This is a genomic window from Paenalcaligenes hominis, from assembly GCF_011927625.1.
GTDB lineage: Bacteria > Pseudomonadota > Gammaproteobacteria > Burkholderiales > Burkholderiaceae_B > Paenalcaligenes > Paenalcaligenes hominis.
The window spans coordinates 559,426-574,404 of sequence record NZ_JAATIZ010000003.1 but is presented as its reverse complement, the minus strand read 5'-3'; the positions used below and the strand labels follow the sequence as shown (position 1 = coordinate 574,404).

The following is a 14,979-nucleotide window of genomic DNA, read 5'->3' as shown; positions in this document are numbered from 1 at the left end:
TGATTCGCAAAAAGAAGCATCCGAGTATTCACAACAAACTATGGGGCGGTGCTCTCTGGTCGCCGAGCTACTTTGCCGGAAGTTGTGGCGGTGCGACTATCGAGATCGTCCGACAAGACATTAAGCAACAACAGACGCCAAGGGGATACGAAGACGCTAGCGCGTCCGCGCTATTCATCTCCGCCCTGAACCGCGGGGTTTTCCGCGCGATTTGATAAAAAAACCCACCCGTTAAGGGTGGGTTGTTCAGCCGAAGCGAATCGATTGAATTACTCGACAGATGATCGAATTAAATAATCAAAAGCACTTAAAGCGGCTGTAGCGCCTTGGCCTGCTGCAATGATAATCTGTTTATAAGGAACAGTGGTGGCGTCGCCGGCAGCAAATACACCGGGAATCGAGGTTTGGCCTCGGTCATCGATAACGATTTCACCATGTGGGCTGCGCTCTATGACATCGCCTAACCATTCATTATTAGGAACGAGTCCAATTTGCACAAATATGCCATCTAATGCCACGTCATGACTTTGCTGCGTGTCGCGATCTACATAGCGTAAGGCAGTGACTTTAGAACCATCGCCCAGCACTTCGGTGGTTTGCGCTTTTTTAATGACGGTTACGTTAGGTAGGCTGTGCAATTTACGCTGTAACACCTCGTCAGCACGCAACGCATCACCAAACTCAATCAATGTGACATGATTCACTAAGCCAGCTAAATCGATAGCGGCCTCTACGCCTGAATTACCACCACCAATAACCGCTACGTCTTTGCCTTTGTACAGCGGGCCATCGCAATGTGGGCAGTAAGCGACCCCTTTGTTACGGTATTCTGCCTCGCCGGGCACACCTAGCTCGCGCCAACGTGCGCCAGTAGCCAAAATCAGAGACTTGGTTTTCAAGGTCGCGCCATTTTCAAGCTGCAACTGAATTTCCTTGCCAGGGATGAGTTTTTCCGCACGCTGCACATTCATGATATCTACGTCGTAGTCACGGACATGCGCTTCGAGTGCTGCTGCAAATTGTGGGCCTTCAGTATATTGCACTGAGATATAGTTCTCGATAGACATGGTGTCTAGTACCTGACCGCCAAATCGTTCGGCTACCACACCCGTGCGAATACCTTTACGCGCAGCATAAATAGCGGCTGCCGCACCAGCAGGACCACCACCCACAATCAGCACATCAAAAGCCTCTTTTTCATTCAGTGCTGCAATTTGTTCTTCACTGTTGCCTGTACCTAATTTGGCCAATAGCTCTTCGGCATTAGCGCGACCGTAATGAAACTCTGCTCCGTTTAAAAATACGGCAGGTACGGACATGACCTCACGCTCTTTCACCTCGTCTTGGAATAAGGCGCCATCAATGGAAGTATGTTTGATACGTGGGTTTAACACGGCCATTGCGTTGAGTGCTTGGACCACATCTGGGCAGTTTTGGCAGCTTAATGAGTAATAGGTTTCAAACACCAAGTCTTGATCTAAACCACGGATTTGATTTGCCACCATCTCATCCATCTTGATGGGGTGGCCACCGACTTGTAGCAATGCCAAGACTAACGACGTGAATTCATGACCCAAAGGAATGCCAGCAAAATCCACTGCCACATCACTTTCTAGTCGTTGAATTTTAAAAGACGGTTTGCGCGCATTATTTCCGTTTTCACTGAATGAAACCTTAGCAGGGCTAAGTTCTGCTATTTCTTGCAGTAACTCGCGCAACTCGACTGACTTGGCGCCTTCATCGAGTGACGCAATTAGCTCGATTGGGTGCGTGATGTTTTCCAAATACGCTTTAAGCTGTGTTTTTAAACCTGCATCTAACATAATGATGGCTTCCTTTTCGATAGTAATGAGGGCATGAGAGAATTTTGGGCAAAAAAAGCGCCCGAGCTGATCGGGCGCCTTTAAGAGATGGTAGTTGCACCATCTCTAAGCAGATCCCGATTAGATCTTGCCGACTAGGTCTAGAGAAGGAGCCAATGTTTTCGCGCCTTCTTCCCATTTGGCTGGGCAAACTTCGTTGGGGTTCTTAGCAATGTACTGAGCGGCTTTCACTTTACGTAGCAACTCTTTTGCATCGCGACCAATACCGTTGTCGTGAACTTCCATGGTCTTGATTTGACCTTCGGGGTTTACGATAAATGTACCGCGTAGTGCTAGACCTTCTTCTTCGATTAGCACTTGGAAGTTGCGGGACAACTGATGTGTTGGGTCAGCTAGCATTGGGTAGTTCACTTTACCGATGGCTTCGGAAGTGTCATGCCATGCCTTGTGTGCAAAGTGCGTGTCGGTGGACACGGAAAACACTTCAACACCGTATTTTTGGAATTCAGCGTAGTTATCTGCTAGGTCTTCCAATTCGGTTGGGCATACAAAAGTGAAGTCGGCTGGGTAGAATACGAAAACAGACCATTTACCGGCAATGCTTTCGTTGGTGTACTCTTTAAACTCACCATTGTGGTAAGCCATAGCTTTAAAAGGTAGGATCTGTGTATTGATCAAAGACATCTGTAATCTCCCGTTTTTGGTTAATTTGTGACAGTGATTTCATTATAGAAATTCACTATCAATTTGTAAAATTGATTAATTTTATTGATTCGATAGCTTTTAACTATAAACCAAGCATAAGAAAACCAATCAGCACAAAAAGAGTAGCAGGGCTAAGTGACAAAATAAACCCTTTAAACTAAAGGTTAACTGGCTAGGTTAGGGGTGCGTCTCGTGATAACGCCGTAATGTTTCACGTGCAATGACGAGCTCTTCGTTAGTGGGAATAACCCAAACCCCTATAGCACTGTCTGGAGCTGAAATTTTCTTTGCATTTTCAGTATTTAGCTCTGGATCTATTTTAACCCCTAACCAGCTTAAATGGTGACAAATTCTAGCTCGTATCTCTGGACTGTTTTCGCCGACCCCAGCAGTAAAGACAATATTATCCATGCCTTGTGTCGATACAGCGAGGCTAACTAGGCTTTCTGCGGTACGCAAGGCAAAGTAGTCAATGGCTAACTGAGCGGACTCTAGATGACTGGCTAATAACGTTCGCATATCACCACTTAGACCGGATAAGCCTTTAAGCCCAGACTGGTTATACAGCAGGTCTTGAATCGCGGCGCCATCTTTTTTCTGTTCTTGCATCCACCACAATACCACCCCTGCATCGAGCTGACCTGGCCGAGTGCTCATGGGTAAGCCATCTAACGCGGTAAACCCCATCGTGCTGGTGACACTTTGACCTTGTTGCATCATACACGCTGAACACCCTGAACCTAAATGAGCCACCAGTGTGCGGCCTAAATACGCATCGGGAAGATGCTGAGCTAAGTATTCAGAAATGTATTGGTAAGATAACCCATGAAAGCCATAACGCCGTACACCCAAATCAAAATAAGCTTGGGGCAACGCATAGTATTTATGCAAAGTTGGCTGATCGGCATGAAAGGCTGTGTCTAAACAGGCGACCTGAGTCAAATTTGGCCAATGCGTGCGTACCACGCGCACGGGGGCTAAGTTATTTTCTTGGTGCAAAGGAGCTAAAGGCGCCAAGTCTGCTAGATACCTTAGCACGTCATCGTCAATTACCACACTTTCTTTTAGGTGGGCGCCACCATGAACGATACGATGGCCTACGGCGAGGGGCGGCTTGGATAAGTGCTGTTTTAACCAACGGGTCAGCAGGTCTTGGGCTGCATGCAGACTTTGACCTTGGTTTTGCGTCAGCGCTTGATCTTCTAGCAGTTGTCCTACTGCCCCCTTGACGGCAAAGTGAGCTCGCTCTGTACCGATGCCTGAGACCTGCCCCCCGTACAAAAACGTAAGTTCGTCTACATCAGCCGTTTGCGCCACGGGTAATTGGTAGACGTTAAACTTCAAGCTGGAGCTGCCTGCATTCACTACAATAAGTGTTTCACTCATGATATACCTCTTGATCGGCTGGTTCACCTGCTAAGGGCCTGTGTGCCAGAGTCCCCCTAGCTACCTTCACCCTGCTAAAACTCAAAGATAAAAAATAATTTAGGCGCTTGCCCTTGAAATAACAAAAGTCGCCCTTATAATTAGCACTCAGAGGGGTAGAGTGCTAACACTCACTCTTAAACTACTTAAAATACATCAATTTTCAATTGACCAACTTGTTTTAGAACAGGAGTTCATCTCATGAAATTACGTCCTTTAGGCGACCGTGTGATCGTCAAGCGTTTGGACAACGAGCGTCAAACAGCGTCTGGTATTGTTATCCCTGAAAGTGCCACCGAAAAACCAGATCAAGGTACTGTGGTTGCAGTAGGCCCTGGCAAACGCTCCGATGACGGTACCGTTCATGCTTTGGAACTAAAAGTTGGCGACAAAGTATTGTTTGGTAAGTACGCAGGGCAAAGCGTTAAAGTCGACGGCGAAGAAGTTCTCGTCATTCGCGAAGAAGAAGTACTCGCTGTTTTTGAATAAGACCTCCCGTTCATACGTTTTCAACATTACCAAATTTAAGGAATTATCATGGCTGCAAAGCAAGTGTACTTTGGCGATGACGCCCGCACCCGTATTGTTCGTGGTGTAAACACTCTAGCAAACGCTGTTAAAACCACTATGGGCCCTAAAGGTCGCAACGTGGTTCTAGATCGTGCTTTTGGCGCACCTACCGTAACCAAAGATGGTGTGTCCGTTGCTAAAGAAATTGAACTCAAAGACAAATTCGAAAACATTGGTGCTCAGCTTGTTAAAGAAGTTGCCTCCAAAACCTCTGACAATGCAGGTGACGGTACCACAACCGCCACCGTATTAGCTCAAGCTATCGTAGAAGAAGGTTTGAAATACGTTGCGGCTGGTATTAACCCAATGGACCTCAAGCGTGGTATTGACCGTGCTGTAGCGGTTACGGTTGACGAGCTACGCGCTCTATCCCGTCCTTGCACCACCACCAAAGAAATCGCTCAAGTAGGTTCTATTTCTGCTAACAGCGACGCCTCTATTGGTAAGATCATTGCCGACGCAATGGACAAAGTAGGTAAAGAAGGTGTGATCACTGTTGAAGACGGCAAGTCTCTAGACAACGAACTTGACGTGGTTGAAGGTATGCAGTTCGACCGTGGTTACCTCTCTCCTTACTTCATCACCAATACTGAAAAACAAGTTGCGGTTCTAGAGAACCCATACATCTTGATTTTCGACAAAAAAATCAGCAATATTCGTGATTTACTACCTATCTTAGAGCAAGTGGCTAAAGATGGTCGTCCTTTGTTGATTATTGCAGAAGATGTAGAAGGCGAAGCCCTAGCGACACTCGTAGTTAACAACATCCGCGGTATTCTAAAAGCCACAGCTGTAAAAGCTCCTGGTTTTGGTGACCGTCGTAAAGCCATGTTGGAAGACATTGCCGTACTCACCAACGGTACCGTCATTTCCGAAGAAACTGGCATGTCTCTAGAAAATGCTGACGTAACCCACCTAGGTCAAGCTGTACGCGTTGAAGTAGGCAAAGAAAACACCACCATCATTGATGGCGCCGGTGATAACGTTTCTATCGAAGCCCGCGTAAAACAAATTCGTGCGCAAATCGAAGAAGCCTCTTCCGACTACGATCGTGAAAAACTGCAAGAGCGTGTGGCTAAACTCGCTGGCGGTGTTGCTGTGATCCGTGTTGGTGCGGCCACTGAAGTAGAAATGAAAGAGAAAAAAGCACGTGTAGAAGATGCGTTACACGCGACTCGTGCTGCCGTTGAAGAAGGTATTGTTCCTGGTGGTGGTGTTGCCCTAATCCGCGCTCGCCGAGCCGTTGCAGCATTGACAGCTGAAAACATTGACCAAGAAGCCGGTATCAAGTTGGTACTACGTGCTATCGAAGCGCCTCTACGCACTATCGTTAGCAACGCAGGCGAAGAAGCCAGCGTAGTCGTAAACCAAGTTGCACAAGGCGAAGGTAACTACGGCTACAACGCAGCAACGGGTGAGTACGGTGACTTAGTAGAGCAAGGTGTTCTTGATCCAACTAAAGTAACTCGCACAGCACTGCAAAACGCTGCTTCCGTTGCAAGCCTATTGCTTACAACTGAAGTCGCTGTGGCTGAGATTGCCGAAGACAAGCCAGAAGCTGGTATGCCCGACATGGGTGGTATGGGCGGCATGGGCGGTATGGGTGGCATGGGCTTCTAAGCTCAGTCTACCCCTGAAGGTGCACACCGCACCTTCGCCCTCCCAAAAAGCCTCTGTTTTAAACAGAGGCTTTTTTTGTAGGCACGTATAATAGACGCTATTACTATAGACTCTGCCTTGTTATGACTTTTACTTCTCTATTACGCACCGCCTGGGCCCAGCAAAACTCTTTGCTAACGTTGGGATTAGATCCCGATTTAAACCGTTTACCTGAAGCCCTAAAAGGTTCCGCTACCGGCGTTTATGATTTCTGCACAGGAATGGTGGACGCTTGCGCGCCCTATGTCAGTGCGTTTAAGCCGCAATTTGCCTATTTCGCTTCCATTAAAGCCGAAGACCAACTTGAGCGTATCTGCGCCTACATCAAACAACACCACCCTCACCTTCCCATCATCATGGACTCAAAACGGGGGGACATCGGTTCTACGGCGCGGCACTATGCACTTGAAGCCTTCGAGCGTTATGGGGCTGATGCCATCACAGTTAGCCCGTATATGGGTCATGATTCGGTCGAGCCCTACTTTGAGTGGAAAGATAAAGGCGTGATCGTACTGTGTCGTACGTCTAATCCCGGCGGCTCGGATTTGCAGTTTCTACAGGTAGATGGCATGCCACTTTATTTACATGTGGCTAAATTGGTAGCTGAGCAATGGAATGCACACACAGGTCAATGTGCCTTGGTTGTCGGCGCCACATTTCCTGACGAAATCGCCAAGGTGCGTGCAGTAGTAGGTGATTTGCCCTTGTTAGTACCCGGTATCGGTGCCCAAGGGGGAGACATCCCTGCTACCGTAAATGCTGGCCTTGACAGCCAAGGCGCTGGAATGATGATTAACTCATCGCGTGCTATTTTATATGCCAGTGCCGGCAACGACTGGCAAGACGCTGCGGCACGGGTCGCCAAGCAAACACGCGACGCGATTAATGCGGCGCGTTAGTCCACAAAACCGGTTCGCTCTACACTAGGCTGTGGTGGTACCAAATGGGGTGTCACCACATCAATGGCTTGGGTAACGGCAAATAATACCGCTTGTTCACGCACGTGGTCTCTATCGCCCGTAAAAACCTGTGTTAACGCGTGGGCCACAATGCCAGTGTCGGTACGACGTGCAAAACCAAAACACACCATGCCTACCGGCTTGCCGGGTGTCGCACCGGTGGGTCCGGCGATACCGGTCGTAGCAAGAGCCACATCAGCTTGAGCCGCCATTTCCAGTGCCCCTTTAGCCATTTCCATAGCGGTTTGCTCGCTAACGGCCCCGTAGCGTTCCAGGGTGTCAATCAAGACCCCTAAGTCCTCTTGTTTAGCGCTATTGCTATACGTGACATAGCCACGCTCGAACCAGGCACTAGAACCACTCAACGTTGTAAAAGCGGCTGCAATTAAGCCGCCCGTGCAGGACTCGGCTGTAGTGATATAAACCTGCTCAGCAAGCAGGCGTTGCGCCAAATTGTGTACCGCCTGATTAATAGAGGACGAAAACATGGTTTGCTGCTCCTATAAGAAATAGGCGACCCCATACATCACAAGTAGACTGTACAGAGCGGCAATAATATCGTCTAGCATGACGCCAAAGCCACCGCCTACACGTTGATCAAACCAACGGATAGGGGTGGGTTTTATTACATCAAAGAATCGGAATGACACAAAAGCGAAGACCTGCATCCACCAGGTATTAAATGGCATAGCCCATAATACCAGCCAAATGGCCACGGCTTCGTCCCAGTTCATCCCACCGTGATCGGATACCCCTAGCTCGTCTCCTGTTTTTTGACACAGCCAAATACCAAGCAAAAAGCTGCCCAGTAAAAAAAAGGGAACCCAAATTAATGGCATAAACTGTAAGGCGGCTAACCAAATAAGCCAGCCCCATACCGTGCCCCACGTGCCGGGCCCTGGATAAATCACACCTGACCCCATGCCAAAGGCAAAAAAGCGCCAAGGTTTTGCGCATACCCACGCTAAACTGGGTCGTTTTGCTGTTTTAGCTATCATAATAAAAAATGATCAAAACCCGCACGTTGAGGCAGGTCTAGGGCTTTGCCTTGGTGGTAGACCACTAAACCTGTTTGTTGATGGGTGATGTGACCTATACGGCTTAATTGAATCGAACATTGCGTTGCGAGCTCGAGCAAATACGCACGGTGTTCAGCAGGAGCGGTAAAGCAAAGCTGAAAGACATCCCCGCCAGTCAGCACGCACTGCTGCTGCAGCTCGGGGCTTAGCCCCTGTAAAGCGCTATGTATGGGAAGACGTTCCCAGTCGAGCTCTGCCCCACAGTGGCTGGCAGTTAAGACATGCCCTAAGTCTTGGAGCAAACCATCTGAAATATCAATGGCAGCATGGGCATAGCCAAGCAATTGAGGAGCAAAATGAATAGGTGGATTGGGTTGCTCAAGCAGCGGCCGACTGGAAGCCAGGCGCTGCGGATCATGCGCTAAGTGTTGAGATAAATACCGCAATGCTAGATCAGGCGCCCCTAAGGTGCCGGTGAGCCAGATGTCATCGCCCACTCGTGCCACGTCTCGACGCAGTGCCTGCGCCATAGGAACCTGACCAAAAACCGTCACAGTTAAGACTATGTCAGCATGGCTACGGGTGGTGTCACCGCCGATTAAAGGACAGTGCGCTTGTTTGGCTAGGTCATAGAACCCGGCACTAAATGCCTGTAGCCAGCTTTCTTGGACAGAAGGCAAAGCCAGCGCCAACACACACCCCGTTGGTTTTGCGCCCATGGCGGCTAAATCAGACAGATTGACAGCAAGTGCTTTGTGACCCAACTGATACGGGTCTACATCAGAAAAAAAATGACGCCCTTCGATGAGCGTATCGGTACTAACGGCCAGTTGATAGCCTGGCTGCACCCCAAACAGAGCGCAATCATCGCCAATGCCTAAATACCCCTCGGGGGCAGCTTGATTAAAATAGGTTTTAATTAAACTAAATTCACTCAAAGCTGCCATAAAGCCCCCTAAGATCGTTTTTTTGAGCGACTGGCTTGATACTTTTTGAACTCGGCTGGGCGCACTTGAGCCGCGACACGGTCGAGTACGCCATTAACGAACTTGAAACCATCCGTACCACCAAACGATTTTGCTAGCTCGACGGCCTCGTTGATAGTGGCGCGATAAGGCACCTCGATGTGGTGCATGAGCTCGTAGGTACCCAGTAACAGGACTGCATGTTCTATGGGGGAGAGCTCTTCGATGCCGCGATCTACAAAAGGTTTGAACTGGTCTTGGAGTACCGCTGAATCACGCATTACACCAAACAAGATGGTGCGATACCATTCGGTATCGCACGTATCAAAGCCTTTTTCACCGCGGATATGCGCATCAATAGCCCCTGACTCTTGCAGGCCATCAGCACCACGGATAAGCCAAGCATAGATGCCCTGCACGGCAAAAGCACGCGCGCGGTGACGAGGTGTACCGCTTAGTTCATCCTGTTCAAAATCAACAGAATTAGTTTTCATCGTCAAAATCTTCGTCCTCGTCGTCAAAATCATCGTCGCTTGGTTCAAGCAACGACAGTAAGTTAGCCATTTCAATAGCGGCTTGAGCACAATCACGGCCTTTTTCTGCGGCACGTACATTGGCTTGTTCTTCGTTTTCTACAGTGAGAATGCCATTTGCAATAGGCAAACCGGTACCAATGGATACACGAGCAATGGCAGCAGCGCTTTCATTGCTGACCACCTCGAAGTGATAGGTTTCACCACGTACTACTGCCCCTAATGCAATAAGCGCATCGAACTCGGTGGTTTCAGCCATTTGAATGACAGCCACACCAACCTCTAGGGCACCAGGCACGCTAAATACAGTGATGTCTTGAGGATCCACCCCTAAACGGATGAGCTCTGCTATACATGCCTCTTGTTGGGCTAGGCCAATTTCCTCGTTAAATCGTGCACGCACGATACCAATGTGTAGGCCTTCGCCATTTAAATCCGGTTCAACAAAATAGGGCTTCATAGGTAGACTCCAAACAAAATTAAGCGGTGGGTTCGGTCAAGTAGCCCGTTATGGTAAGGGCAAAACCAGTCATACTTGGCATTTTACGGGGGCGTGCTAGCAAACGGGCTTGGCCCACGTCTAGGTCACGCAATATCTGTGCACCAATGCCGTAAGTGCGCAAGTCATAACGATGCTCGGCAGCGCGCGCAAGCGCTTCGGTTTGTTCTGGACTGCGCAGAGTAAATTGCTCGAAGATTTTATCTTCTGCGCCCTGACAGTTTAGCATTACCACCACACCTGACTCAGCTTTTGAGATGGTTGCTAAGGCATCAGGAATGCTCCAGCTGTGATCATCGCTATCGGCACAGAGTAAATCCAGCACAGTGGTGGGCTCGTGTACTCGAACCAATGTTTCTGTGTTTGGGTCGATGTCGCCATGCACCAAAGCAAGGTGCGGCGCCCCCGAAGCCAGATCTTTATAACCAATAGCACGGAAACGCCCCCACGGCGTTGTCATGTCTTGTTCGAATAAACGCTCGACCATTGACTCGTGGGCACTACGGTATTGAATAAGATCGGCAATAGTACCGATTTTTAAGTTATGTTGCTGAGCAAATTCAATTAACTGTGGTAAACGCGCCATGGTCCCATCAGCGTTGAGGATCTCGCAGATGACTGCAGCAGGGGTTAAGCCAGCCATTCGAGTGAGGTCGCAGCCGGCTTCGGTGTGACCGGCACGGACCAACACGCCCCCATTTTCAGCTTTTAGTGGAAAAATGTGCCCAGGCTGAACCAAGTCTGAGGGCCGTGCATCACGTGCCACGGCGGCGCGTACAGTTTTAGCACGATCCGCCGCGGAGATACCGGTTTCTACCCCTTCAGCGGCCTCGATGGAAACCGTAAAATTCGTACCAAAACGAGTGCCATTACGCACCGCCATTAAAGGTAGATCTAGCTGCTGACAGCGTTCTTCGGTTAGGGTCAGACAAACTAAACCACGTCCATGCGTCACCATGAAATTAATGGCTTCGGGTGTGACGAACTCGGCCGCCATGACCAGATCGCCCTCGTTTTCTCGGTCTTCTTCATCAACTAGAATGACCATACGCCCAGCACGAAGCTCGGCCACAATGTCAGTAATAGGAGAAATATCGTATACGCCGCTGTGCGTTGTGTTTGTTTGCTGATTCATAATTGCCCTGCCAGATTAATTTAGGCCTATTTTAGCCTCTGCTACGCAATTAGGTACAATTTCTATAGTAAATACTCCACTAATTTTTTATCGCCTTTAGTAAAGCCCCTTTTTATGAGCACTGCCTCCTCTTTTACCGATGCAGGACGACGTCGTATTCAATCCGTTGAAACCGGTCATCGTCTGCTAGCGGCCTTAGTTCAAGCCGCTCACCCTCTACCTTTAGGCGAGCTCGCTGCTGCCGCTGAGATGACCTCAGCCAAAGCCCATCCGTATTTAGTTAGTTTTATTAATGTAGGTTTGGTACGTCAAGATGCTATTACTGGCCATTATGAATTAGGGCCTTTTGCTATGCAAATGGGGTTAGTCAGCCTACACCACTCGACCCCGTTGCGTACGGCTCACTCCATCGTCACCGAAACCGCTGCAGAAATCGGTCATACCTTGGCGACAGCGGTATTGGGGTCGCACGGGCCCACTATTGTGCACTTATGTGAAGCCAGCTACCCCGTTCACGTGAACATGCGCGCAGGCACTGTCATGTCAATGCGTTATACGGCCACAGGGCATGTCTTTGCCGCCTGGTTAGCACCGAAGGTAGCTCAACACTACCTAGACCGTGAGTTTGCTGATAGCGCTGTGCTACGTAGCACCCATTTGGAATACGAAGAGCACGATTTTCAAGCCTTGCTTAACGATGTTCGTACCCAAGGTGCGGCTCAGGCACTGGGTAATCCGTTGCCCGGTATTGACGCAATTTCTGTGCCTGTGTTTGATCATTCCGGTAATATTGTGCTTGCCTTAACTAGCATTGGACCTACTGCCGTGTTCGATGTCAGCTTAGATGGCCCCATTGCCCAAGCCATTACGACTTGCGCCCATAAAATTTCTTCAGCTTTAGGCTATAGCCCTACTTAATTATTACTACCGTGCTAGAACGCGAACTTAAACTCTATGTCCCCACTGCGCAACAGGCAGCCGTCAATCAATTGATGACGTTGATAAAGAATCAGGCACCTGAACGCTTAGCTGCGCGTTACTTTGATACGCCTCAGCGCGATTTAGCACGCCAACACGCGGCGCTGCGCTTGCGACGTGAAGGCGAGCAATGGGTGCAAACATTAAAGCTCAGGGCGCAAGATGAGTTAAGTGTGATTGAATTTAACCATGTACGCCCAGAGCCCGTCTTGGATTTAAATCTCTATCACGGTACGGCAGCAGAGGCATTATTTGTCGCCTTAACTACGCCTTTAGACCTACGCTATCAAACAGAGGTCTTACGTACGACTGCGCTAGTGAACCACCAAGGCTCAACGATTGAAATTGCGTGGGACGTGGGCCAAATTCAGGCGAAAAATCATAGTCTGCCTATTAGTGAAGTGGAATTTGAGCTTAAATCAGGGGATGTCAAAGCCATTTTTCAATTAGGTGCTCAATGGTTAAAGGTATTGCCCTTACTGATTGAACTACGCTCTAAGTCTGAGCGCGGTGATGCACTCTATGAAAACACGTCTTTTGATATGCCTTCATTAAGTGGGGCTGAAGCAGCACGTGCTATTGCTGGGCAGCCCTACCGTCTAGGGCAAACTCCGACGGTGTCTCAGATTGAATTAAGCCCCCTTTACCATCAATCCAGTCAGCGTTTTTTAGCACAAATTATACGTAACGCGGCCTTTTTAGCTGGCGTGGATGAAATCCACGTTTCCGAAACACTCCAAGCCGATTATCTAACCTTAATGCGGGTAGGCATGCGCCGCTTGCGTTCATGCCGCCAGCTTTTTCAGCCTTGGTTGCGTAAGTCTGAGAAAAAACACGCTACGTTGCTGCTGAAGCACTACCGTAAATTTGGCCGTTGGCGTGATAAAGATATGTTGTGGCTTGAGCTACAACCCAAAATTATTGCGGCCGGTTTGCCAGCTGCCAAAAAACTTGCCCCACCCAAGCGGGTCAAACGTAATCCAAGACGATTAGCAGCTGATTCAGCGTTTCAGTTACTGCTATTAGATAACTTAAAATGTCTTGTATTAGAGAAAGGCTTAAAAAAACAGGCAATTAAACCAGAGAACAACGCTCGTTTGGCACGACGTCTAGAACAAAGCTGGACAGGTATTCAAACGTTGTGCACACAATTTGAAAGCCTAGAGCCAGTCGATCACCATTATCTACGCAATCAAATTAAACGCTTGCGCTATAACCTAGAAGCACTCGGCTATGATGAAAGCACAAAACTGTATGTCTATTTAGCCAAGGCCCAGGATCACTTAGGCGACTTATGCGATGCGTATGTCGCCCAAGATTGGTACAGCGAGCAAGCCGCGACGCCCGAACAAAAGCAGTTTGCCTTAGATTGGCTGCAAAAAAAGATACATAAATACCAGGCTAAATGCAAAAAGACGCTGCACTCATTGCAAGCGCAACGTCTTAAGTTACAGCAAGAGAATTAATCCCCTAGTAACGCGCCGGCAAATTCACTGGCGACGAAGGGCTGCAAATCATGCATGCCCTCGCCCACGCCAATCCAATACACAGGGATGGGGCGTACGCCGTTACTACCTGCGGCCACGGCCGCAAGAATACCGCCTTTTGCCGTGCCATCCAGTTTAGTGACGACCAAACCTGTTAAGCCTACTGCCGCATCAAAAGCTTTGATTTGTGCGAGTGCATTTTGTCCGGTATTGCCATCTATAACCAATAAGCACTCGTGCGGTGCGCCCGCATCGGCTTTTGCAATAGCACGTTTTACTTTTTTTAGTTCTTCCATAAGATGCAATTGGGTAGGTAAGCGTCCAGCCGTATCCACCATTACAATATCAGCCCCTCTGGATTTACCAGCTGCCACCGCATTAAAAGCAACTGCCCCTGGGTTGCCGCCCTCTTGGGCGATGACCTGCACGTGGTTACGGTTGCCCCATTCCACCAGTTGCTCTCGCGCTGCCGCGCGGAATGTATCCCCGGCTGCTAACAACACACTGGCTTGCTGCTGTTGAAACGTATGGGCTAATTTACCAATTGATGTGGTTTTGCCTGCGCCATTGACACCAGCAATCATGACGACCAAGGGCTTGGCTGCATCTAGAGCAAAATTTTTCTCAAGCGGTGTTAAATGCTGTGTTAAGGCATCGCGCAATACCCTTTTTACCTCAGCCGCATCGGTAATTTTTTCTTTTCGGACTCGGGCGCGCAGTTCGGTTAATAAGGAATCGGTTGCCTCTACACCGGCATCCGCCATAATAAGAGCCGTTTCGAGCTCTTCAAAAAGGTCCTCATCTACTTTCACCCCTACAAATAGAGTGGTTAGGCTTTGGCCCGTACGCGATAAACCTTGACGTAGACGTGATAACCACGAGCCTTTAGTGGGTTTTTCTTGTGTCGAAGCCACCCCAAGAGCCGGCTCTGGCTCTGGCTCTGGCTCTGGCTCTGGCTCTGGCTCTGGCTCTGGCTCTGGCTCTGGCTCTGGCTCTGGCTCTGGCTCTGGCTCTGGCTCTGGCAACGAGGGTACATTTATTTCTGTGGGGGGTGTCAAGACCTCTGTCACCGGTTGTACTTCTACCACAGGTTCAGTTGGCTCACGCTTTTTCTCGATAAAAATCGAATCTGTGATGGTGAGGTCGGCTGTGTCAAGCAAATGCTGTTTAGACTCGGTCTCGGCTACCGCAGGACTTGGCACTGCAGGCGACTTAATTTCGG

The 14,979-nt window shown here is 49.1% G+C and carries 15 protein-coding genes and 1 pseudogene; 6 read left to right on the top strand and 10 right to left on the bottom strand.

Annotated features, from left to right (window positions below; all coding sequences use genetic code 11):
* Positions 1 to 143 (top strand): annotated as a pseudogene (locus GGR41_RS09875) (transposase); the annotation flags it as partial.
* A gap of 126 nt (positions 144 to 269) precedes the next feature.
* On the opposite strand, the gene ahpF reads toward GGR41_RS09875, so the two are convergent.
* From ahpF to GGR41_RS09860, 3 genes are all read right to left on the bottom strand, one after another.
* Positions 270 to 1,823, bottom strand: coding sequence for an alkyl hydroperoxide reductase subunit F (gene ahpF / locus GGR41_RS09870; protein WP_167661680.1), 1,554 nt, complete (start codon positions 1,821 to 1,823; stop codon positions 270 to 272).
* Between the two features lie 120 nt (positions 1,824 to 1,943).
* Positions 1,944 to 2,507, bottom strand: coding sequence for an alkyl hydroperoxide reductase subunit C (ahpC, locus tag GGR41_RS09865; RefSeq protein ID WP_077733814.1), 564 nt, complete (start codon positions 2,505 to 2,507; stop codon positions 1,944 to 1,946).
* Positions 2,508 to 2,705: 198 nt separating this feature from the next.
* Complete coding sequence (locus tag GGR41_RS09860; RefSeq protein ID WP_167661679.1) at positions 2,706 to 3,914, bottom strand: acetate/propionate family kinase; 1,209 nt, start codon at positions 3,912 to 3,914, stop codon at positions 2,706 to 2,708.
* Between the two features lie 240 nt (positions 3,915 to 4,154).
* Between GGR41_RS09860 and GGR41_RS09855 the strand changes: the two genes are divergently transcribed.
* The 3 genes from GGR41_RS09855 (at position 4,155) to pyrF (ending at position 7,081) form a co-directional block, all read left to right on the top strand.
* Entirely contained in the window at positions 4,155 to 4,442 is a 288-nt protein-coding gene (locus GGR41_RS09855; protein WP_077733815.1) for a co-chaperone GroES, read from the top strand.
* 48 nt (positions 4,443 to 4,490) lie between these two features.
* Positions 4,491 to 6,143: a chaperonin GroEL gene (gene groL, locus GGR41_RS09850; RefSeq protein WP_167661678.1), complete on the top strand. Its 1,653-nt coding sequence runs from the start codon at positions 4,491 to 4,493 to the stop codon at positions 6,141 to 6,143.
* Between the two features lie 122 nt (positions 6,144 to 6,265).
* Positions 6,266 to 7,081 (top strand): orotidine-5'-phosphate decarboxylase, encoded by an 816-nt coding sequence (gene pyrF / locus GGR41_RS09845; RefSeq protein ID WP_167661677.1) that lies wholly within the window; start codon positions 6,266 to 6,268, stop codon positions 7,079 to 7,081.
* On the opposite strand, the gene GGR41_RS09840 is transcribed toward pyrF, so the two are convergent.
* The 6 genes from GGR41_RS09840 to ribBA are packed head-to-tail and all read right to left on the bottom strand — an operon-like array spanning position 7,078 to position 11,292.
* Complete coding sequence (locus GGR41_RS09840) at positions 7,078 to 7,629, bottom strand: CinA family protein (protein WP_167661676.1); 552 nt, start codon at positions 7,627 to 7,629, stop codon at positions 7,078 to 7,080. The genes pyrF and GGR41_RS09840 overlap by 4 nt on opposite strands.
* 12 nt (positions 7,630 to 7,641) lie before the next feature.
* The gene (locus tag GGR41_RS09835) at positions 7,642 to 8,139 is read right to left on the bottom strand and encodes a phosphatidylglycerophosphatase A family protein (RefSeq protein WP_167661675.1); all 498 of its coding nucleotides are present in this window, start codon (positions 8,137 to 8,139) and stop codon (positions 7,642 to 7,644) included.
* Complete coding sequence (thiL, locus tag GGR41_RS09830; RefSeq protein ID WP_167661674.1) at positions 8,136 to 9,107, bottom strand: thiamine-phosphate kinase; 972 nt, start codon at positions 9,105 to 9,107, stop codon at positions 8,136 to 8,138. Before thiL ends, GGR41_RS09835 begins: the two co-directional genes overlap by 4 nt.
* Before the next feature lie 8 nt (positions 9,108 to 9,115).
* Positions 9,116 to 9,619, bottom strand: a complete 504-nt coding sequence (gene nusB, locus GGR41_RS09825; RefSeq protein WP_077733819.1) for a transcription antitermination factor NusB — start codon at positions 9,617 to 9,619, stop codon at positions 9,116 to 9,118.
* A complete protein-coding gene (ribH, locus tag GGR41_RS09820; protein ID WP_077733820.1) occupies positions 9,609 to 10,118 on the bottom strand; it encodes a 6,7-dimethyl-8-ribityllumazine synthase in 510 nt (169 codons plus the stop codon). The genes nusB and ribH overlap by 11 nt, the downstream gene beginning before the upstream one ends.
* A gap of 19 nt (positions 10,119 to 10,137) precedes the next feature.
* Positions 10,138 to 11,292 (bottom strand): bifunctional 3,4-dihydroxy-2-butanone-4-phosphate synthase/GTP cyclohydrolase II, encoded by a 1,155-nt coding sequence (gene ribBA, locus GGR41_RS09815; RefSeq protein WP_167661673.1) that lies wholly within the window; start codon positions 11,290 to 11,292, stop codon positions 10,138 to 10,140.
* A 114-nt stretch (positions 11,293 to 11,406) separates the two neighbouring features.
* Between ribBA and GGR41_RS09810 the strand changes: the two genes are divergently transcribed.
* Both GGR41_RS09810 and GGR41_RS13275 read left to right on the top strand, forming a co-directional pair.
* Complete coding sequence (locus GGR41_RS09810) at positions 11,407 to 12,210, top strand: IclR family transcriptional regulator (protein WP_167661672.1); 804 nt, start codon at positions 11,407 to 11,409, stop codon at positions 12,208 to 12,210.
* Between the two features lie 11 nt (positions 12,211 to 12,221).
* On the top strand, positions 12,222 to 13,736 hold the full coding sequence (locus tag GGR41_RS13275) for a CYTH and CHAD domain-containing protein (protein WP_167661671.1): 1,515 nt from the start codon (positions 12,222 to 12,224) through the stop codon (positions 13,734 to 13,736).
* Here the strand turns inward: GGR41_RS13275 and ftsY are convergent.
* A complete protein-coding gene (ftsY, locus tag GGR41_RS09800) occupies positions 13,733 to 14,827 on the bottom strand; it encodes a signal recognition particle-docking protein FtsY (RefSeq protein ID WP_420873524.1) in 1,095 nt (364 codons plus the stop codon). The two genes, GGR41_RS13275 and ftsY, sit on opposite strands and share 4 nt — an antisense overlap.
* Between the last annotated feature and the right edge of the window lie 152 nt (positions 14,828 to 14,979).